Source organism: Synechococcus sp. H55.7, from assembly GCF_047462395.1.
In the GTDB taxonomy this organism is placed as follows: domain Bacteria; phylum Cyanobacteriota; class Cyanobacteriia; order Thermostichales; family Thermostichaceae; genus Thermostichus.
In genome coordinates this window covers 93,400-113,820 of record NZ_JANSJD010000002.1, presented here as the reverse complement: position 1 = coordinate 113,820, position 20,421 = coordinate 93,400, and the positions used below count along the sequence as shown (strand labels likewise).

18 protein-coding genes and 2 tRNA genes are annotated in these 20,421 nt (G+C 61.8%); 6 read left to right on the top strand and 14 right to left on the bottom strand.

The annotated features are described in order from the left end of the window. Positions 1-23: 23 nt before the first annotated feature. Positions 24-902, bottom strand: a complete 879-nt coding sequence (locus tag NW851_RS01430; RefSeq protein ID WP_414336700.1) for a phytoene synthase — start codon at positions 900-902, stop codon at positions 24-26. 116 nt (positions 903-1,018) lie between these two features. Further along, the gene (pds, locus tag NW851_RS01425) at positions 1,019-2,431 is read right to left on the bottom strand and encodes a 15-cis-phytoene desaturase (protein WP_414334909.1); all 1,413 of its coding nucleotides are present in this window, start codon (positions 2,429-2,431) and stop codon (positions 1,019-1,021) included. A 171-nt stretch (positions 2,432-2,602) separates the two neighbouring features. On the opposite strand from pds, the gene NW851_RS01420 reads away from it, so the two are divergent. Next, positions 2,603-3,841, top strand: coding sequence for a phosphoglycerate kinase (locus tag NW851_RS01420; protein WP_414334910.1), 1,239 nt, complete (start codon positions 2,603-2,605; stop codon positions 3,839-3,841). A gap of 119 nt (positions 3,842-3,960) precedes the next feature. On the opposite strand, the gene NW851_RS01415 is transcribed toward NW851_RS01420, so the two are convergent. The 3 genes from NW851_RS01415 to NW851_RS01405 all read right to left on the bottom strand — a co-directional run bounded on the left by NW851_RS01415 (position 3,961) and on the right by NW851_RS01405 (position 6,498). Beyond that, positions 3,961-4,311 carry a DUF1257 domain-containing protein gene (locus NW851_RS01415; protein WP_414334896.1) on the bottom strand — a complete coding sequence of 117 codons (351 nt, stop codon included), beginning with the start codon at positions 4,309-4,311 and terminating at the stop codon, positions 3,961-3,963. Positions 4,312-4,427: 116 nt separating this feature from the next. After that, positions 4,428-5,939: an AAA family ATPase gene (locus tag NW851_RS01410; RefSeq protein ID WP_414336698.1), complete on the bottom strand. Its 1,512-nt coding sequence runs from the start codon at positions 5,937-5,939 to the stop codon at positions 4,428-4,430. 187 nt (positions 5,940-6,126) lie between these two features. After that, positions 6,127-6,498, bottom strand: coding sequence for a hypothetical protein (locus NW851_RS01405; protein ID WP_414334898.1), 372 nt, complete (start codon positions 6,496-6,498; stop codon positions 6,127-6,129). A 179-nt stretch (positions 6,499-6,677) separates the two neighbouring features. Between NW851_RS01405 and NW851_RS01400 the strand changes: the two genes are divergently transcribed. Beyond that, complete coding sequence (locus NW851_RS01400; RefSeq protein ID WP_414334899.1) at positions 6,678-6,884, top strand: hypothetical protein; 207 nt, start codon at positions 6,678-6,680, stop codon at positions 6,882-6,884. Here NW851_RS01400 and NW851_RS01395 read toward each other — a convergent pair. The 4 genes from NW851_RS01395 to NW851_RS01380 form a co-directional block, all read right to left on the bottom strand. After that, entirely contained in the window at positions 6,881-8,713 is a 1,833-nt protein-coding gene (locus NW851_RS01395; RefSeq protein ID WP_414336695.1) for an ABC transporter ATP-binding protein, read from the bottom strand. The genes NW851_RS01400 and NW851_RS01395 overlap by 4 nt on opposite strands. A 19-nt stretch (positions 8,714-8,732) precedes the next feature. After that, a complete protein-coding gene (gene argB, locus NW851_RS01390) occupies positions 8,733-9,680 on the bottom strand; it encodes an acetylglutamate kinase (RefSeq protein ID WP_414336693.1) in 948 nt (315 codons plus the stop codon). Between the two features lie 83 nt (positions 9,681-9,763). Continuing rightward, positions 9,764-10,642 carry a M56 family metallopeptidase gene (locus tag NW851_RS01385; protein WP_414336691.1) on the bottom strand — a complete coding sequence of 293 codons (879 nt, stop codon included), beginning with the start codon at positions 10,640-10,642 and terminating at the stop codon, positions 9,764-9,766. Then, the gene (locus NW851_RS01380) at positions 10,639-11,073 is read right to left on the bottom strand and encodes a BlaI/MecI/CopY family transcriptional regulator (RefSeq protein WP_414336689.1); all 435 of its coding nucleotides are present in this window, start codon (positions 11,071-11,073) and stop codon (positions 10,639-10,641) included. The genes NW851_RS01385 and NW851_RS01380 overlap by 4 nt, the downstream gene beginning before the upstream one ends. Before the next feature lie 112 nt (positions 11,074-11,185). Here NW851_RS01380 and miaB point away from each other — a divergent pair, with 112 nt between their 5' ends. Further along, entirely contained in the window at positions 11,186-12,547 is a 1,362-nt protein-coding gene (miaB, locus tag NW851_RS01375) for a tRNA (N6-isopentenyl adenosine(37)-C2)-methylthiotransferase MiaB (RefSeq protein ID WP_414334905.1), read from the top strand. Here miaB and NW851_RS01370 read toward each other — a convergent pair. Together NW851_RS01370 and NW851_RS01365 are read right to left on the bottom strand one after the other, a co-directional pair. Further along, a tRNA-Thr gene (locus tag NW851_RS01370) sits at positions 12,547-12,618 on the bottom strand. The genes miaB and NW851_RS01370 overlap by 1 nt on opposite strands. Before the next feature lie 8 nt (positions 12,619-12,626). Beyond that, positions 12,627-12,712, bottom strand: a tRNA-Tyr gene (locus tag NW851_RS01365). A gap of 185 nt (positions 12,713-12,897) precedes the next feature. Between NW851_RS01365 and lysA the strand changes: the two genes are divergently transcribed. From lysA to NW851_RS01350, 3 genes are all read left to right on the top strand, one after another. Further along, positions 12,898-14,274, top strand: a complete 1,377-nt coding sequence (gene lysA / locus NW851_RS01360; RefSeq protein ID WP_414334906.1) for a diaminopimelate decarboxylase — start codon at positions 12,898-12,900, stop codon at positions 14,272-14,274. A gap of 212 nt (positions 14,275-14,486) precedes the next feature. Next, positions 14,487-15,410, top strand: a complete 924-nt coding sequence (gene cdaA, locus NW851_RS01355; protein WP_414334907.1) for a diadenylate cyclase CdaA — start codon at positions 14,487-14,489, stop codon at positions 15,408-15,410. A 5-nt stretch (positions 15,411-15,415) separates the two neighbouring features. Next, on the top strand, positions 15,416-16,162 hold the full coding sequence (locus tag NW851_RS01350) for an isoprenyl transferase (RefSeq protein ID WP_414336686.1): 747 nt from the start codon (positions 15,416-15,418) through the stop codon (positions 16,160-16,162). Between the two features lie 271 nt (positions 16,163-16,433). Here NW851_RS01350 and NW851_RS01345 read toward each other — a convergent pair whose 3' ends face one another. From NW851_RS01345 to acs, 3 genes are read right to left on the bottom strand one after another with little or no spacing between them, the layout of a single operon-like run. Then, positions 16,434-17,033, bottom strand: coding sequence for a CPP1-like family protein (locus NW851_RS01345; RefSeq protein WP_414336036.1), 600 nt, complete (start codon positions 17,031-17,033; stop codon positions 16,434-16,436). A gap of 33 nt (positions 17,034-17,066) precedes the next feature. Next, complete coding sequence (locus tag NW851_RS01340; RefSeq protein ID WP_414336684.1) at positions 17,067-18,287, bottom strand: cysteine desulfurase family protein; 1,221 nt, start codon at positions 18,285-18,287, stop codon at positions 17,067-17,069. A 57-nt stretch (positions 18,288-18,344) separates the two neighbouring features. Next, positions 18,345-20,303 carry an acetate--CoA ligase gene (gene acs, locus NW851_RS01335; RefSeq protein WP_414336040.1) on the bottom strand — a complete coding sequence of 653 codons (1,959 nt, stop codon included), beginning with the start codon at positions 20,301-20,303 and terminating at the stop codon, positions 18,345-18,347. Positions 20,304-20,421: the final 118 nt, after the last annotated feature.

Genomic DNA, 20,421 nt, shown 5'->3' with positions numbered 1-20,421 from the left:
TGGGAAACGGCTTGCTGTCACTACTAATAGCCGTAGTAGTTGGAGCGCCACCAGGCCACCGGCAGCGCCAGCGCCTTGCTCAGGGTGGACACATAGGCCCGAGTGCGAAACACCTGGTAGTGGTTGCGCTCGATGGCGTTGAGGATCTGCCGGTAGAGCATCAAAGAAGCGGCCACCGGCCAGCGGGAGTCCGGCTGCAGGGTAGGGATCCCTCGTTCCGCTTGGGCATAGAGCTCTCGAGCTCGCCGGATCTCGTAGTCCATCAGGGCCATCCAGCGCTCGTCGATGACATAGTTAAACAAATCCCGCTCTGAGTAGTTGAAGCGGCGCAAGTCCTCCAGAGGCAAATAGATCCGCCCGCGGCGGGCATCTTCCCCCACATCGCGCAAGATGTTGGTCAGTTGCATGGCAATCCCCAGGGCCACCGCCTCCTCGCGGCCATCCCGACCCGGCACAAACCCCATGATCTCCGAGCACATCAGACCCACCACCCCGGCCACCCGGTAGCAGTAAACCCGCAGGTCTTCCCAGGTGGCGTAGCGCTGGGTGTCCAGATCCATGCTTTGCCCCCGTAACATCTCGCGGAAGGGCTCAATCGAGAGGCGGTAGGTGTGGATGGTGTGGATCAAGGCCAGGTCGGTGGGGGCTTGCGGCTCCCCCCCCTGGAACAAGGACTCCAGATGGGATCCCCACTGCTCCAGCTTGCTGCGGGTGACTTCCACCGCCGTCTGGCTGGCCTCCAGCCCATCCAGCAACTCATCGGTCTGCCGCAGCCAAGCATAGATGGCCCAGATGGCCCGCCGCTTGGGTCGAGGCAAGAGCAGGGATCCCAAATAAAACGTCTTGGCGTGCTTGGCCGTGATCTGGCGGCAGAGGGCAAAAGATTGCTCCAGCGGACTCATCGGGCTCATCTCCAGGGGCGCGGGGCCAGATGGGGACAGCGAGGGCACATCTCAACACTACGGGAAAGCGGACAGGCTGGATAGCCCCGACAGTCAGGTTGCTCCAAATGAGGCGATCAAACCCCTGCGGTTGCCAACCTTGAGAGCGCAGCCGCCGGGGATGGGCTCCCCTTGCTGATGGCCTCGGCTGCCCACTTGCCGGAGAGGATGGCCCCCTCCATGCTGCCCAGGAAGGGTTGCAGGGTGTAGCTGCCCGCCAAGAAAAAGTTGGGGATGGGGGTGACCTGAGTGGGACGGTATTGCTGCCGGCCCGGTGTGGCCTTATAGACCGAGCGCGGCGTTTTCACCACCACCCATTTGCGCACCCGCGCCGGGTTGGGGCCGGTGAGGTGCTGGGGAAAGAGTTTTTGGAGCTCCTCCAGCGTGGCGGCGAAGATCTCCTCGTCGCTGCGGTCGATCCACTCGGCAGCCGGGGCCAGCACCAGCTCCAGCATCGAGCGCTGTGGATCCGCATAGCCGCGGCAGGTGTTGCTCATGTCGGCATACACGCTCAAGAGCGGCGAGCGGGAAAACAGCGAGTGGTCGATGTGGGTGAGCTTGCGGTCAAACCAAATCTGCAGGCTGATCACCGGCACCCCTTCCAGCTCGCGCAGTTGCTGAAAATAGGGCAGTTCCCACCACCGGGCCGGCAGCAGCTCTTTGAGTGCATCCACCGAAAGGGCTGAGACGTAGGCGTCGGCGGTGACCTGAAGCGGCCCGGCAGGGGTGAGAAAGCGAAAGCCCGCTACACTGCCGTCGGGGTTGAGGTCGATGGCCTGCAGCGCCGCATTCAAATGCACCTGGCCGCCGCGGGCTACGATGGAGTCCACCATCGGCTGGCAAAGCCGCTCCGGCGGGGCGCCATCCAGGTAGGCGATCTTCGAGCCGTCCTTTTGGCGCAAAAAGCGGTTCAGGGCCGTCAGGGGCACCATGGCCGAGATCTCGTCCGGGTTGATGAACGCCAACGCCTTGGAGACGGCGATAAAAATATCCGTGTTGACCCGCTCATCGATGCCCTGCCGGCGCAGCCATTCTAAGAGGCTGTAGCGATCCATCTGCTCCACGTAGCGCTGGCCCCGCACCATGGCCGGCACTAGGCCCAGGGCAAATTTCACCTTTTCGCTCCAGGTGAGCATGTCGTTGTTGCGCAGGATGCCGACAATGGCGTTGAAGGGAGCGGGAATGTCCGGCAGGTCAAAGCGGGAGTAGGTGCCCGGCTTGTCCGGCTGGTTGAAGATCAAACTGTGTTCCTTCCACTGCAGGCGATCGGAGATACCCAGCTCCCGGAACAGTTGCAAGGTGTTGGGGTAGGCGCCGAAAAAGTTGTGCAAACCCGTCTCAATCCAGTCCCCGTCGGCATCCTTCCAGGCGGCCACCAGCCCCCCCAGCACATCCCGCCGCTCAAACAGCAGCGGCTGATGCCCGGCATCACATAGATACTTGGCACAGGCCAGCCCCGCCAGCCCCCCTCCAGCAATGGCAACACGCATGATGATGACAATGAGCAACATTATTTATTCTATTTGCAAACCGTTACAATCGCTCCAGCCACCGGCGGTGGGGAGAGAACCCGGAGAGCACTTGTTTCCCGCCGGGATCCGATCCCTGGTAGGATACGGGAGAAAAAAGCGATTCTCTTGGTTCCAGGGGGAGGGACGACGATGGCCAAACAAACACTGGGATCCCTGCTGTCATCGGGCTTTGATCTGACCGGCAAGCGTGTGCTGGTGCGCGCCGATTTCAACGTCCCTCTGGATCCCCAGGGCAACATTACCGACGACACCCGCATCCGCGCCTCGCTGCCCACCATCCAAGCTCTGGCCCAGGCGGGGGCCAAGGTCATCCTCACCAGCCACCTGGGCCGCCCCATCAAAAAAGACAAAGAGACCGGCGCCCTCCAGATCACCCGCGAGGGCAATAGCCTCGCCCCTGTGGCCACCCGTCTTTCCCAGCTCTTGGGCCAGCCGGTGGCCTTTGCGCCCGACTGCATTGGCCCTGAGGCGGAAGCCGTGGTCAGCCGCCTGGAAAACGGACAGGTGGCCCTCTTGGAAAACGTTCGCTTTTACCCGGAAGAGGAAGCCAACGACCCGGAGTTTGCTCGCAAGCTGGCCTCCCTGGCTGATCTATTCGTCAACGATGCCTTTGGCAGCGCCCACCGCGCCCACGCCTCCACCGCCGGCGTCACCGCCTACCTCCAGCCTGCCGTGGCCGGCTACCTGGTGGAAAAGGAGCTGCAGTTTCTCTCCGGCGCCATCGAGAACCCCCAGCGACCTCTGGCGGCCATCATCGGCGGCTCCAAAGTCTCTACTAAGATTGGCGTCATTGAGCGGCTGCTGGAAAAAGTGGACAAGCTCCTGCTGGGCGGCGGCATGATCTTCACCTTCTACCAAGCCCAAGGGATCCCAACCGGCAAGTCTTTGGTGGAAACTGACAAGCTGGAGCTGGCCCGCTCTCTGATGGAGAAGGCCAAAGCGCGGGGCGTAGAGCTGCTGCTGCCGGTGGATGTGGTGGTGGCCGATAAGTTTGACAAAGACGCCAACGCCCAGACGGTTTCCATCCACGCCATTCCCGACGACTGGATGGGCTTGGACATCGGCCCCGAATCGGTCAAAGCCTTCCAGGCTGCCCTGCAGGGGTGCCAAACCGTAGTCTGGAACGGGCCGATGGGCGTATTTGAATTCGACCGCTTTGCCGCGGGCACAGAAGCCATTGCCCGCACCCTGGCCGACCTCACCCAGGCCGGGGCCATCACCATCATTGGCGGCGGCGACTCGGTGGCGGCTGTGGAAAAAGTCGGCCTGGCCGACAAAATGACCCACATTTCCACCGGCGGCGGCGCCAGCCTGGAGCTGCTGGAGGGCAAAGAGCTGCCCGGCATTGCCGTCCTCAGCGAAGTGTAGTGTAGGTTCCTGCTCGGCTCATCCAACCCAAAAGCAGCAAAAAAGTAGGGGCTGAGTTCAGCCCCTCTTTTGCTGTACTCGGCTCAGATGGCCGCAGCAATGGCGAGATCGGATCCGGCTTAGTGCATCACCACTTTAACGTTGGCGTTGTTCAAGCCAGGACGCTTCACCTCGGCCAAGGTCTTGTTGACGGCGTACTTCTGGTTGATGGAGTTGATCAACTCGGTTTGGTTGTGCTTCTTGGCCACGCCCCACAGATCGGCGATCAGGTCGTAGGAACCGTCGGGGTTCTTGGACCAGCCCAGATCGTAGTCGCCTTCCAATTGGGCCACGATGTCGGCACGAACACGCTGGCCGTTGTAGCCACGCACATCGGCGTTCATCTTGACGGTGTAGCCGAGATCGCGCAGGGAGTTAACCAGAATCTGGCCATCGGTGATCTTGGTGCGCAAGGTGCTAAAATGAGACATGGTGTTTCTCTCCTGTGTTTAGGGTTTGGAACATCAACACAAACAATGGGCAACGTTCAAAGTGGGGGTTTTGCCATTTTTGCCTCTGCCAAGGCAACTCTGGCTTCTCACTCCTCCTAGAACTCCAGCCGCTGGTACTCGGCTACAGAGGCTGCTGCAGGCCGAGCCCGCTGCTGGGCCCATTCCCTCAACGCTACCACTTGCTCCGTCATGGTGCGAGATAGCGGTTGAGTTGCTTTCGTTGCTGCCAAAATGTCCAGTTGCGTAAATTCGCGGTTCTGGGCAAACGCTTCGTACATGGCAGCAATCAAAACTTGTTCGATCTCCGCGCCGGAGAAGCCCTCGCAGGCCGCTGCTAGCTGACGCAGATCAAAGCGGCTGATGTCGCGCCGCCGCTTCTTCAGGTGGATCCGGAAGATCTCCATGCGCTCGTTGATGTTGGGCAGATCCACGAAGAAAATCTCGTCAAAACGGCCCTTGCGCAGGAACTCGCCCGGCAGGCGCTCTACGCGGTTGGCCGTGGCCATGACAAACACCGGCGAACGCTTCTCCTGCATCCAGGTGAGGAAGGAGCCAAAGATGCGGCTGGAGGTGCCGCCATCGGAGTCGCTGGAGCCTGCCGAGCCGGCGAAGGCTTTGTCCAGCTCGTCGATAAAGAGGATGGCCGGTGCCAGCGATTCGGCGGTGCGCAGGGCGCTGCGCAGGTTGGCCTCTGACTTGCCGACCATAGAGCCATCATAGACGCGGCCCATATCTAGGCGCAGCAGCGGCAAACCCCAGAGACGGGCGGTGGTCTTGGCGATCAGGGACTTGCCGCAGCCGGGCACCCCCAGAATCAAAAGCCCCTTGGGCTGAGGCAGGCCGTAGGCACGGGCCCGCTCGGTAAAGGCCTCAGAGCGCTGTAGCAGCCAACGCTTCAATTCCTCCAGACCGCCGACCGCCTCGATCGTCTCATCTTCTTCGATGAACTCAAGGATGCCGTTGCGGCGGATCAGTTGCTTTTTCTCAGAGAGAACGATATCGACCTCCGCCTCGCTGAGGCGACCGTGCGTCACCACCGCCTTGCGGTAAACTTTTTCCGCCTCATCCTGCGTCAGGCCCAGGGCCGCTTTGACCAGCTTTTCTCGCGTCTCAGGGCTTACGGATCCGCCGCGGGGAAGCTGCTCCAACTGCCGGTTGAGGGTGCGCTCCAGGGCAGCCATGTCCGGCAGGGGAAAGTCGACTACGCAAATGTCTTTCTCCAGCTCGACGGGGATCACCTGCACCGGCGACATGAGCAAGATGGTTTTGTGGGATCCCTTCAAGCTGGCGATGGCATCGCGTAGCCAACGCTTGACCTCGGTGTTGTCCAAAAAGTCGTGCAGATCCTTGAAGACGCAGATGGCGGGATCCTTTTGCTCCATCACCCACTGGATGGCCGGCTGGGGAGATTGGGTGTTGTGCTGGGTGAGGCTGCGGGGGTTGCCGTATTCGATGATGCCGTGGGTAACTGTCCAGATGAATAGGCGGCGCTGGGGCCTCAGGGTGCGGGCAATCGCTGCCAGAGCCGCTTCCGACCGTTCCTCCTCTGGGGTAAGCAGGTACAGCAGTGGGTATTGAGCTTGAATGAGGATGCTGAGCTCTTGCATGGGAAACACCAACTGCAGAGGGGAAATCTAAGGAAAGCGACAGAAAGGGAGAAAAACGGAGTTTGGGTTGCTTGGGCTTGGATCGCGCTTGGGAAGATGTCCTTGTTGAGTGAATCTTAGAAACCTTTTGTGCTGGTGTTTGCTCCTGTCTAGCTTCAGTTGCCAAAGGAGCCCACCTAGAAGCGTTTTAGCAGGGCACCAACGCATCTTGCCGTTGCTCTTCCGAGCCGGCAGCCGATCCCCAGTATTCTGGCTCCACCTCTTCGAGAATGGCTTCCTCAGCCGATGGCTGGTGCAGCGAAACCACCTCTCCGTTGCGGATGACAAACCGATGGCCGCACTCAGGGCACCGATGGACGCGGTAGGCGCTGCCTTGTACGCCTTCGATAACTTCTGGGTGCAGCAGATAAAAGGTGAGGGCCTTCTCTGCCACCGCTGACATTGGCTCTTGCTCCACGGCAGCCCGAATCTTCAGATTCCGGTACAGGTCAGGTGAGAGATACAGAGTTACCTTCTGCTTGACCTCTGTGCCTTCCACTACTTCTGGCCGATGATTCATGGCTAACCGCTTTTCTGAGTTGCTTGCCAAACTTGAAGGCCATCATAGCCAGCCTGCCGCTTTGACGGCAAGCTTTTAACAATCTGTAATAATTTTCTCGATATCTTTTGGGCTTGTGGACATCTGCGGGTGGGGGAGTAGGCTAAGTAGGAGACTCAGGAGCGGAGTGGGCAATCCCTATGGAACGCTTAATCAACACCCTCAGCAAAAATTTCTCCAGTTGGGGCCGCCGTGCCCTGGTGCAAACCGGCGATGGTTTGGCCAGCTTAAAGGACATTGCCCTGGACAGTGGCAATCTGTTGCTCTGCAAAGCTCGAGTTGCCCTTGCGGACGCCAGCTTCACCACCCTGCGGGCGCTTGGGTCTCGCTTTGGTGCCGGTCGCTAGCCGCCCAGACCTTGCAGCCGGTAGAGCTTGGCGTAGAGGCCGTTGCGGGCCATGAGCTCGGCGTGGGATCCCTGTTCTTTCAGTTCCCCCCGCTGCAGAACCAAGATGCGATCCACATTGCGGATGGTGGAGAGGCGATGGGCGATGATGAGGGCGGTGCGATCCCGTAGCAGGGTTTCCAGGGCGGATTGGATCAGGGCCTCCGTGCCCACATCCAGGCTGGCGGTGGCCTCATCCAAGACCAAGATTTTCGGATCCCGCCACAGGGCCCGCACAAAGCTAATGAGCTGTTTTTGGCCGCTGGAGAGGTTGCTGCCCCGCTCCCGCACGGGGGTGGCGTAGCCCTGGGGCAGCTCGCGGATGAACTCGTGCAGGTGGAGTTGGCGGGCCACCCGCTCTACTTCTGCCAGCTCGCCCTTCTCTCCCAGGGTGATGTTTTGCTGGATATCTCCAGAGAACAAGAATCCGTCCTGCAGGATCACGCCCAGGTGACGGTGCAGCTCGGCCTGGGGCAGATCGCGAATGTCCACGCCGTCGATGCGGATGCAGCCGCGAGTTACCTCGTAAAGGCGGCAAAGTAGGCGGATGATGGAGCTTTTGCCGGCGCCGGTGGGCCCCACCAGGGCGACCTTTTCGCCGGGGCGGATGGTGAAGCTGAGGTCTTTGAGCACCCACTCGCCGGGGTTGTAGGCAAACCAGACCTGCTCGAACTGCACCTCCCCTTTGGCCGTTGGGGGCAGGTGGCGCGGCTGGACGGGATCCTGGATGGCGACGGGCAGGCTGAGGATGTGGTCGATGCGTTCCACGGCGGTGAACCCCGCCTGCAGGGCGGTGAACTTTTCCGCCAACTGGCGCAGGGGGTTGAAAAAGCGCTGGGAAAAGAGAATGAAGGCGTAGAGGCTGCCGAAGGTGAGGGGGTCTCGGGGCAAAGGCAGGGATCCCCCTCCGGCTGCCAGCACCTGCTGCCCCCCCACCCACAGGAGAGCGGCCACCGCCAGCCAGGCAACCCACTCCAAAACGGCGGAAAGGGCAGAGTCGTAGAGGATGGTCTGATCCACCTCTTGGATGTAGCGCCGGTTGATGGTTTGAAAAATCTCGCTGTTGAGCCGCTCCCGCCGAAACAGTTGCACCACAGCAATGCCCAAGACGTTTTCCTGGATCCAGGCGTTGAGCTTGGAGAGCTCTTCCCGCACGCGGAAGTTGGCATCGCGAAAGCGGCGCTGCAGCTCGATGACCACAGCGCTAACCGGCAGGACAATGAGGATCAGCAGCAGGCCCAGATCCCAGCGCTGGCTGAGCATTACCACCGCGATTACCGCCAGGGTAAAGAGGTCGCTGACGATGCCGACCGCGCCGGTGGAAAACACATCCCCCAGAGCTTCTACATCGCTGGTGATGCGGGTGATCAACTTGCCCACCGGGGTGCGATCGAAAAATTGGGCCGGCAGGGCCAGCACGTGGGCAAAGAGATCATTGCGGATGTCGCGGGTCATCAACTGCCCCAGCTTCTGGCTGGTATACCCTTCCAAGGCTTGAAAAAGCCAGCGGGCCAGCAGGGTGAGGATCAACAGGCCCACGTAGGGCCAGAGGCCGGCGAGGATCCCACTGTTGCCTTGGGCGATGGGGCCGTCCAGGGCTCGCTGTAGGATCAAGGGCTGCACCGCATCGGCTAGGGCCAGGGGCGGCAAAAAGGCCAAGGCGGCCAACAACAGCTTCAGGTGCCGCCGGGCATAGGGCCAGAGCAGCCGCAGCAGTCGCCAGTCACTTTCTCGCCGGGGTTGGGGATCCCTACTTAAATCGGCAGCGGGGGGAGAGGTGGCAAGGCTCACTGACTGACACCCAAAAACGTTAAGGAAGCCTAGCAGGCCCGCTGTTCAGTCCCTCCAACTGGGCGGAAAATTGGGAAGGGACAAGCTTAGTGCCCACCCCGGCATCGGTCAAGATCTCCAGCAGCAGAGAATGTGGGGATCCCCCGTCTAGGATGTGGGCGGCCCGCACCCCTTGAGCCAAGGCGCGAATGCAGCACTGCACCTTAGGGATCATGCCGCCTCTGACCACGCCGCTCTGGATTAACTGGCGGGCCATCTCGATATCCAGAAGCGTAATCAGGGATCCAGAATCTTGGGGATCCCTGAGAATGCCGGGGGTGTCGGTGAGAAGGATCAGCTTTTCTGCCCCTAGAGAGGCCGCCAGCTCCCCGGCTACCGTATCGGCATTGATGTTGTAGGCTTGGCCCGTCTCGTCGGCGGCCACGCTGGAGATCACCGGGATCTGGCCGCCCTCCAACAGAGTTTGCACCAACTGGGGGTTGATGGTGCTGACTTCTCCCACAAAGCCGATTTCCGCCCGGCCCTGGGAGCGCGCCTTGATCAAATTGCCATCCCGACCGCACAGCCCCACCGCCGAGCCGCCCGCTAAGCTGATGAGCTGTACAATCTGCTTGTTGACCTTGCCCACCAGCACCATCTCCACCACCTCCATGGTGGCGGCATCGGTCACCCGCAGGCCGTCCACAAACTTGAAGGGAATGTCCAGCTTTTGCAGCCAACTGTTAATCTCCGGGCCTCCTCCATGCACCAGCACCGGACGGATGCCAACGCAGGCCAGAAAGACGATGTCCCGTAACACCTCGGCCCGCCGTTCCTGATGCACCATGGCGGCGCCGCCATATTTGATGACAATGACGCGACCCTGGTACTGCTGGATGTAGGGCAAAGCCTCAATGAGGATCTGCGCCCGCGTCAGGGGATCACAGGCCGACCCAGTCGCCTCAGAAAGGGAAAAGTTGGTCTGCACTGCCGTAAGTCGGTAGAAGTCAGAAAGCCTGACCTAGAGTAGCGCATTCTGCCAGATTCTGGGACTCCGTCCCGCTACCGCAATCAGCTATGGAACGGAATCGCCAGCAAAGGCAACAGGGCCAACCCTAACCAAGCCCAACCCTGAACTGGAGCACTGGGTAAGGGATCGACAGGCTCTAACTCTGCCTGCTGCAGCAGGGCATCGATGCGCTCTTGCAGCCGTTGTCCTGGGTCTGAACTCACGGCCATTGCAAAGCCAACCCAAGCTGATGCCAGTTGATCCCCCACCCCATAGCCCACCACCTGCAGCAAGGCTTCTCCCAACAGCAAGGGATCCACCCGTTGGGCCGCCCAGCGATCCGCCCGCAGCTCCCGCAGGGTGAGCAATTCCTGCCAGAGGATCTCGGTGTTGGGCAGCCAGCCGGTGAGGCGTCGCAGCCAGCCCACCCCAAACATCCAGAGGGTGTCGCGGTAGTGGCGGTGGGCCTCTTCGTGGGCGATCACAGCCCGCAAGTGCTCCTCATCCAATTGCTCCAGCAGGCCGCGGCTGACCACCAGCCGCGAATTCCACACCCCCACTTGGGCGGCAAAAGGGATCTCCAAGTCCAGCACATAGGCTGGAGAGCCATGCAAATCCACTTGGGCCAGAGCCTGTAGGTGGGCGCGTCGATAGGAGCACCAGTATTCCCACATCCAGCGCAAGGCCACGCCGCCGGCCACAGCCAGCAGCAGCAGGGCACAGCCGTAGCAGAACCAGCCCCCCGACCCGGCCATTTGTCCCCATGGCCCCATCCAGGCCAAGGCCAAAGCAGTTGTCAGCAAAAGCAGCGGCGGCAGCAAGAAATGGAGCCAAGCTCGCTGCCAACGTCGGCCCCACCCGCCACCTTTATCCAGACGCACTTGCGCCCGCCACAGCCAACTGAGGCCTAAGCCCAGTGCCAACATGCCCAAGTGGCTCATCGCGTCTCCCTCCTAGCTTGACGAGCTGCCCGCAGCCGTTCGGCAATCGCCTGCAACTGGGACACACTGGCCTGATCCAGGCTGTCGGCAAAGGCTGCCACCGTATCCGGATCCCCCACGGCCAAAAATTGTTGCAGGCGGGTGAAGGCCCTGAGGCTGGCCGCTTCCTGACGAGAAAGACGGGGCCGCCACAGCATCGGTAGGTTTCGCCCCTGCGCATCGGTGCGGCGCTCACAGCTCACCCAGCCCTTCTGGCTCAGGCGCTGCAAGACGGTGGTTACCGACGCATAGGCCAGCTCTCGATCCGGATCGGCCAAGATGCGCTCGTGGATTTGCCGGGTGCTGGCACTGCCCAAATCCCAAAGGATATCCAGGATTTCCGATTCCAGAGGGCCCAGCGACAGTTGCTTGGGACGATGCTTTGGCAACATGCACCTTTGCCAGGGTAAGGATCCTTTCCAGATTAGCCGATGCAGTCGCAAACTCCGTAACCGTCAGGGATCCGCTAAGCTCAAAATGATGGCTTTTGGTGCTGTTCTTCCCATGGCTGCTCCCACTTACCACACCATCACCTTCGGCTGCCAAATGAACCGCGCCGACACCGAGCGCATGGCCGGGATCCTGGAGTCGCTGGGGTATGTGGCCACCGAAGATGAGTCGCAGGCGGATTTGGTTCTCTACAACACCTGCACCATCCGCGACAATGCTGAGCAGAAGGTGTATTCCTACCTGGGCATCCAGGCGCAGCGCAAACGGAAAAACCCGGCCATCAAGCTCATCGTGGCCGGCTGTGTGGCTCAGCAAGAGGGAGAAAAGTTGTTGCGCCGCGTCCCCGAGTTGGATCTGGTCATGGGCCCCCAGTACGTGAACCGCCTTGGGGATCTGCTGGCGCAGGTGGAGGCCGGCAACCAGGTGGTGGCCACCGATCCCATCGAGATCCCAGAAGACATCACCAAGCCCCGCCGCGACAGCCAGGTAACCGCTTGGATCAACGTCATCTACGGCTGCAACGAACGCTGCACCTATTGCATCGTGCCGCTGGTGCGGGGACAAGAGCAGTCGCGCCAACCTCAGGCCATTCGCGCCGAGATCGAAGACGTGGCCCGGGCGGGCTACCGCGAGGTGACCTTGCTGGGCCAGAACATCGACGCCTACGGGCGGGATCTGGATCCCAAGACCAACCTGGCCAGCCTGTTGCGCTTCGTCCATTCGGTGGAAGGGATCGAGCGGATCCGCTTTGCCACCAGCCACCCGCGCTACTTCACCGAGGAGCTGATCGCCACCTGCGCCGAGCTGCCCAAAGTCTGCGAGCACTTCCACATCCCCTTCCAGGCAGGCAGCAACGCCGTGCTCAAGCGGATGCGGCGCGGCTACACCCAGGATCGCTATCGCCAACTCATCCAGCTCATCCGCCAATACATGCCGGAAGCGGCCATCAGCGCCGATGCCATCGTCGGCTTTCCGGGCGAAACAGAAGCCCAGTTCCAAGAAACCCTGCAACTGGTGCGGGATATCGGCTTTGACTTGTTAAATACCGCCGCCTACTCCCCCCGTCCCGGCACCCCTGCGGCGGAGTGGCCTGACCAAGTGCCGGAAGAGGAAAAAAGCGATCGCCTGCAACGGCTGAACCGACTGGTGGCCGAGGTGGCTGCCGCCCGCAGCGCTCGACTCCTGGGCCAAGTGCAGGAGGTGCTGGTGGAAGGCCCCAACCCGAAAAACCCCCGCCAGGCCATGGGGCGCACCCGCGGCAATCGCTTGGTGTTCTTCGCAGGGGATCCGGAACAACTGAAGGGATCCCTGGTGCCGGTGCGCATCACGGCTACACGGGCCTTCTCTCTCAGCGGCGAGGTCTGCAAGCCAGGCGAGACTCTGCCCCAGCCAACAGGGGCCACCCACATCCTGTAAGCCCACGACGAGGATTGAACTCGTGACCTCCCCCTTACCAAGGGGGTGCTCTACCACTGAGCCACGTGGGCAAACCCGATGGTGGGCCGAGTTGGATTCGAACCAACGTAGGCGTAAGCCAGCGGATTTACAGTCCGCCCCCTTTAACCCCTCGGGCATCGACCCCCAGACACTGGCCTTCTATAGTAGCAGAAAGTGCCAGCCAAGATCGAATCCACTTGTGAGGAACGTGCCCTAGCGGGGCCGGGCAGGCAGCCATCCCCCTGGCAAGCGCGGGCTTGAGGGCCTTTCCTCGGCCAAACTGGAGAGAAAACTTGATAGGGTGTAGGACAGTCTTTTTGCTCGTCACTATGGTTTCAACCCTTGGCACCCCCACCCCCGTCGAACAAGTTTCTCCCAACCAGTCTTTGCGCCCCCTGACCAGCCGCATCAACAGCCGGGGGCACCTAGAAATTGGCGGCTGCGACGTGGTGGAGCTGGTGCGCCAGTTTGGATCCCCTCTCTACATCCTGGACGAGTGGACTCTGCGGCAGGCGTGCCGGCTCTACCGCCACACCTGGGCCCGCTGCTACGCGGGGGAATTCCGGGTTTTGTACGCCACGAAAGCCTGGAATTGCTTGGCCATTTGTGCTTTGGCCCTGCAGGAGGGGCTGGGACTGGATGTGGCTTCCGGCGGGGAGCTGTACACGGCTGTGCAGGCAGGAGCCAAAGGCGAAGATCTCTACCTGCACGGCAACGCCAAGTCTGTTGAGGAGCTGAACCTGGCTCTGGAAACGGGCTGTACTTTGGTGGTGGATAGCCTCTACGAGCTGCAGCAGGTGGCTGCCCTGGCCACCTCTGAACGACCAGCCCGCCTGTTGCTGCGGGTTAACCCCGGTATCGATGTCCACACCCACGAGTACATCCGCACCGGCCAAACCGATAGCAAATTCGGCATCGGGCGATGGCAACTGCCGGAAGCGATGGATCGGATAGCTGCCCATCCCCAGTTGGAGTGCGTCGGGCTGCACGCCCACATCGGATCCCAGATTTTTGATCTGCAAGGACACCGGGATCTGGCAGGGGTGCTGGCTCAGATCTGGCGGCAAGGGCTGGAGCGAGGGCTGCCTCTGCAAGAGCTGAATGTGGGTGGGGGCCTGGGGATCCGCTATGTCGAATCCGACGATCCCCCCTCCATTCCGGAGTGGGTGGAAACAGTGGCGACAGCGGTGCAACAGGCTTTTGCAGAAGCCGGGATCTCGCTGCCCAAGGTGCTCTGCGAGCCTGGACGATCCGTGATTGGGCCGGCTGCTGTTACCGCCTATACCCTGGGGGGGCAAAAGCGGATCCCGCCGGGCGATGGCCTGCCCGAAGGACGTCTCTACATCACCATCGACGGCGGCATGTCCGACAACCCCCGCCCCATCACCTACGGAGCCCGCTACACCGCCCTTCTGGCCAACCGCCCTGAGGCCGAGGCCACGCAGCGGGTCACAATTGCCGGCAAACACTGCGAGTCGGGAGATGTGCTGTTGAAGGATGTGCTTCTGCCGGCCCCAATGGCAGGGGAAGTGCTGGTGGTTTTGGCAACGGGGGCCTATAACTACAGCATGGCTTCCAATTACAATCGCTTTCCTCGACCAGCCGCGGTGCTGGTCAATGAGGGAGAGGCCCAGCTGATCCTGCGGCGAGAAACTTATGCCGACCTAATTCGTCAAGATGTTTTACCGGAGCGGCTGCGGCGGTGAGGCGGAGGTTGGTTGACCACAGCCGTCTCAGTTGAGGAAGGGGGTACCGCTTGTCCCGCAAGGGCAACTCACATCGGTCTTGGGCGGGCGAGACTGGAAAACAGATAGGAGGTGGGTGGTAGGCTGGTCTGGGGGCCGCAGTCAACAAGGGTTCTGAGAGCGGCACAGGCAGAAGGTCTGCAATGAGGGGAGCGTGAACGGGGTTTTTTGGCATGCTGGCAGCCTTATGGGCTTGGCTACAGCAATTTACCTTTCTCAGCCTCTTGGACTGGGCTCTGGCTGTCTTGCTATTGGCTTTGGCCCTCTACTACACCCGCGAGAGCCGGGCCGGGGTGCTGGTGCGGGGATTTATGGTGCTCCTGGTGCTCTACCTGGCCACAGCCTCCTTGCCGCTGGTGCACCTGATTTTGGATCGCCTGCTCCTGGCCGCAGCTGTAGCCATGGGCGTGCTCTTTCAGCCGGAGTTTCGGCGGCTGCTGGAGCAACTGGCGAGGGCCATCCGCGTTGAGTGGCCGGGCAACGCAGGCAATGACGAGGACGACCCTGAGGAGGATTTGGTGGAAGAATTGGTGCAGGCGGTGCGAGAGCTTTCCCAAAACCGGACAGGGGCGCTGATTGTAATCGAGCCAGATCAGCCCATTGACTCGCGGGTGTTTACCGACAAAGGGGTCTCTCTCCAGGCGCGGGTGTCGCGGGAGATCCTGCAGACGATTTTCCAGACTTCAACTTTGCTCCATGATGGGGCCGTTGTCATCCACCGGGATCGCATTCGCGCAGCGGGGGTGATCCTGCCGGTTTCGGAGCGGGCCGCCTCCCGACAACTGGGCACACGACACCGCGCCGCCATGGGGATCACCGAACAAGCCAACTGCTTGTGTATTGTGGTCTCAGAAGAAACGGGATCCATTTCGCTGGCAGAAGGCGGACGCCTGGAGCGACCCCTGACCAGTGCCGAGCTACACAAACTGCTGGTGCAGCGGTTGCGCAATCCCCGCGATGCTAAAAAACGAGATGCCCCGCTGCAGGGATTGTGGGCCCACCCGTGGTTGCGCAATGGACTGCTGCGCTGGTGGGGATCCCTGCTCGATCTGGCCAAACGCTTTCGCAAACCCGAGAAAACCCTTCCCAAAGACTGAGCCGCATGACCCTTTCTCCTGTCCATCTTCTGCAGTTGCCTGCCGACCTGGATCCGCAGTTGTTGCCCCGCCATGTGGCAGTGGTCATGGATGGCAACGGGCGGTGGGCGCAAAAACGGGGTTTGCCCCGCAGTGTCGGGCATCAGCGCGGGGTAGCGGCCCTGAAGGAGCTGTTGCGCTGTTGCGATGATTGGGGGATCCCCGCCCTCACCGCCTACGCCTTCTCCACCGAGAACTGGGGCCGCGCCCGCGAAGAAGTCGATTTTCTCATGACTTTGTTTGAGCAGGTGCTGTGGCAGGAGCTGGCGGAAATGGTGCAGCAGGGGGTGCGCATCCAGTTTGCCGGCCAGTTGTCGGCCCTGCCCCAGTCTTTGCAGGACACGATCCTGCATGCGGTGGAACGCACCCAGCACAACGAGGGCATTTGCCTGACGGTGGCCCTCAACTACGGCGGCAGACAGGAGATCCTGCAGGCTTGCCGCTCGATTGCCACCCTGGTGCAACAGGGACTTTTGGAACCGGATCAGATCGACGAAGCCCTCTTTTCCCAATTTCTCTACACCACCGGCCTCTCCGATCCCGACCTGTTGATCCGCACCAGCGGCGAGATGCGCATCAGCAACTTCCTGCTCTGGCAGATGGCCTACACCGAGCAGTACTTCACCCCCATCCTCTGGCCGGATTTCGACCGCGCCGCCTTTCACCAAGCCCTGCTCAGCTATCAGTCGCGGCAGCGGCGCTTCGGCAGATGAGAGGATGCCCGCCTGGTTCAATCAAACCAGACCCTCACCCCCAACCCCTCTCCCTCAGGGAGCTAGCCCAAGCGCTCCGCGCCGCTCACGCGACCACCCCCAACCCCTCTCCCTCAGGGCCCTCACCCCCAACCCCTCTCCCTGAGGGAGAGGGGAGTTAGGGAACGACGTAACGAACCGTTTCGTTGCTGTTTGAAGTGGCTGTATCTCAAGCCGGCTTGGGACGACTTGAATGAACAGGCAGCACAAATGTATACCTGAAGCTCCCCAACTAGCGCAAAAAGCTGGTTATCAGCCACATCACCCCAAACGTGATCCCCACCAACAGGGCGCCGGGGGCATCGCCGCCGGTGAGGGGAAGGGCAATGCCGTAGGCCAACATCAGTCCTAGGCTCAGTCCTGCCAGCGCCAAGAGAAAAGCGCGAAGGAAGCGGCGCTCCTTGCGGTACAGGAAATAGATGCAGGTCATCAGCCCCAGCGCCAGTTGCAGGGAGGGATACTCATCAGGGGCCAAGACAACCCAACCCACCAGCCCTCCCAGCAACACGGCGGGCCAGAGCACATCCGGGGCAGAAGGGCTATCCAGCCAACGGCTGATCCAGGGGGGATTTTGGGCAGCAGGACGGGTCAAACTCGGTTCTGTCTCTGGACGGCTAGCCCGTTGTTCGGCGTAGCGAATGCGGTCGGGGACGGCGATCTTGCCCTCCTTGCGCAGGCGCAGGCGCTGCATCAGGATGGCGTCGTAGGCCTGTTCCACCCGCTCCTGCTGCTGTTCATCCGCACCCAAGCTGGCCAGGAGCCGGGCCCGCGCCGATTGGATCTCCTCAAAGGAGGCTTCTTCGCTGACCCCTAAGACCTGATACGGACTCATCTCAGCCATGACGACCAGCCCTGTAACTCTCTATCACCTTAACCCAGCCGCCAATTCAGCGGCAGGAGCCGACGGCAGGGGTTGGGTTGCCTTCTCCTCAAGGGATCCAGCAGCAGAGCGGAGGAGAGCCTGCAGGGAGCGGGCCACCTGCTCAACCGCGGCTTGGGTGGTGGCCTTGCCCAGGCTGAGGCGGATAGATCCCAGGGCCTCGACCTCGGAATAGCCCATGGCCAAAAGGATACGGCTGGGGATCCGCTGGCCGCTGCTACAGGCAGAGCCGGCGCTGATGGCGATTCCCTGGCGGCTCATCTCCCTCACCAGCACGTGCCCCGGGATCGCGGCAGTGCAGTAGCTGAGGTGGTGGGGCAGGCGTTGCTCCAGATCCGAGGGGCCGATCAGCCGTAAACCCGGCACAGAGGCCAGCAACTGGGCCAGCTGCCGTTGCAACTGCCGCAGGCGGGCCGTCTCCCGCTCCAGCTCTTGGGCTGCCAAAGCCGCCGCCACCCCTAGGCCGACAATGGCAGGGATCCCTTGGGTGCCGGCTCGCAGCCGCCGTTCTTGCCCGCCCCCCCGCAGCAACGGTTGCAGCTCCACCCCTGGGCGCACATAGAGCGCCCCCACCCCCTGCGGCCCGTAAAGCTTATGCCCAGACAGGGAGAGCAGGTCTACAGGCAGTTGCGCCAGATCCAGGGGGATCCGCCCCGCCGTCTGCACCGCGTCGGTGTGGAAGAGCACCCCAGCCTGGCGACAGAGGCGGCCCAGCTCGGCAATCGGCTGTAGGGATCCCACCTCATTCTGGCCGTGGACGATGGAGACCAGAACGGTCTTGGGCTGCAACGCCTGGATCAAGGTTTGGGGATCCACCTGGCCGGCGGAGTTCACCGGCAGACGGGTTACCTCCCAGCCCTGGGCCTGCAACCGACGGGCGGCATTCTCCACCGAGGCGTGCTCGACGCTGGAGATGATGAGATGCTGGGGAGTGGAGTAGCGCTGCGCCACCCCAAACAGGGCCAGGTTGTTGGACTCCGTTCCGCCAGAGGTAAACAGCAGCGTCTCCGGCTCACAGTTGAGCAGCTCGGCCACCTGCTGCCGCGCCCGTTCCATGGCCATGGCCGCCCGTTCTCCCCACCCATGCAAGCTGGAGGGGTTGCCCCAACTCTCCTGCATCACCAGCCCCATAGCCTCGATCACCTCAGGCCGAGGCGGAGTGGTGGCGCTGTGGTCAAAGTAAAGTGCGGGATCCAGAGGCGACATGCGAGCTTGACAACCCAGGACTCGATGTCCCCATCTTAGTGCCGGCGCGTTGGCAGTTCACACCCCTTGCCGCAGCCGTTCCAGCACCCCCAGGTCTTCCAGAGTAGAAGTATCGCCGCTGATGCCGGAGCCGGCAGCCAGTTGCCGCAGCAGGCGGCGCATGATCTTGCCAGAGCGGGTCTTGGGCAGCGCCTCGGTGAAGCGAATTTCGCTGGGGCGGGCGATGGCTCCGATCTCCTCGACCACATGTTGCATCAGCGCTTGGCGCAGCGCTTCGCCCGGCCCGTAGCCCTCCGCCAAGATGACAAAAGCCACGATCGCCTCTCCCTTGATCTCGTCCGGTCGCCCCACCACCGCTGCCTCCGCCACGGCTGGGTGAGAGACCAGCGCCGATTCCAATTCCATCGTGCCCAGACGGTGGCCGGCAACATTGATGACATCGTCCACCCGGCCCATCACCCAAAAGTAGCCATCTTCATCCCGGCGGGCGCCGTCCCCGGCAAAGTAGAAGTACTGCCCATCCTTGGGTGGGATCCGCTCCCAGTAACTGGAGCGGAACCGCTGCGGATCTTTGTAAAGGGTGCGCATCATGCCCGGCCAGGGACGGCGGATCACCAGATAACCCCCTTCTGGGGCCGGGTTCCCTTCCATGTCGACCACATCTGCCGCAATGCCCGGGAAAGGGCGGGTGGCGGATCCCGGCTTGGTGGGTGTAACTCCCGGCAGGGGCGAGATCATAATGCCGCCGGTTTCGGTCTGCCACCAGGTATCCACAATCGGGCAGCGCCCACTGCCGATGACGGTGTAGTACCACATCCAGGCTTCCGGGTTGATCGGCTCGCCCACGGTGCCCAACAGCCGCAGCGAGGAGAGGTCATGCCGGCGGGGCAGGGCGTCGCCACTTTTCATAAAAGCCCGAATTGCCGTGGGGGCGGTGTAGAAAATCGAGATGCGGTGGCGGGCGATCAGCTCCCAGAAACAATCGGGTTTAGCAGGTCGGGGCGCCCCCTCGTACATAAACACCGTCGCACCATTGGAGAGGGGGCCATAGACGATGTAGCTGTGGCCCGTGATCCAGCCAACATCGGCAGTACACCAGTAGATGTCTTCTTCTTGCAAATCGAAGATCCACTGACAGGTGACGTGAGTGTAGAGGTTGTAGCCGCCGCTGGTGTGGACAACGCCTTTGGGCTTGCCGGTGGTGCCGGAGGTGTAGAGGATAAACAGCATCGCCTCCGCGTCCATAGGCTCGGCGGGGCAGGCTTCTTCTAGGCTGGGGGCCAGCTCATGCCACCAGATATCTCGATCCGGGATCATCGACACAGCTTGTCCTGTCCGCTGCACCACCAGGACTTTTTCGACGCTGGGCACCCCTTCCGCCAGCGCCAAGTCCACTTGGGGCTTGAGGGGGACGATGGCATCTTTGCGCCAGCCCCCATCGGCGGTAATGACGACTTTGGCTTCCGCATCCCGCAGCCGCTCCTTGAGGGCCTCGGCGCTGAACCCGCCGAACACCACCGTATGGGCTGCCCCGATCCGCGCACAGGCCAGCATGGCCATGACGGCCTCCGGGATCATCGGCATGTAGATCCCCACCCGATCCCCTTTTTGAATGCCCAGAGACTTGAGGCCGTTGGCCCAGCGGCAGACCTCGCGGTGGAGCTGCTCGTAGGTCAGGGTGCGAGTGTCCCCCGGCTCCCCCTCCCAGATGAGGGCGGGCTTGTGGCGGCGGCCATTGTCCAAATGGCGATCCAGGCAGTTGTAGCTGAGGTTGAGCTGTCCCCCCACAAACCATTGCGCCTGGGGCGGATCCCAGTGCAACACCTGCTGCCAAGGCTGAAACCAGTGCAATTCCTGCTGTGCCAGCCGCTCCCAAAACCCCAAGGGATCCGCTTCCGCCTCTTGGCAAATCTGTTGGTAGCGCTCAGGGGTGATGCGAGCCCGCTGCACAAACGAGGGAGGCGGCGGGAAAAGGCGTTTTTCCTGCAGAATCGACTCCAGGGCCGGTTGAGACATGGCGACAAGACCGGTACAGACAAGGGATCCCAACCGCGCCGCAGCTCCCTACAAGGAACGACGGGAGGGGGGTGGGAATAGGATACCTACCCCAGCAGGGGTAGAGCAAGGGATCGAT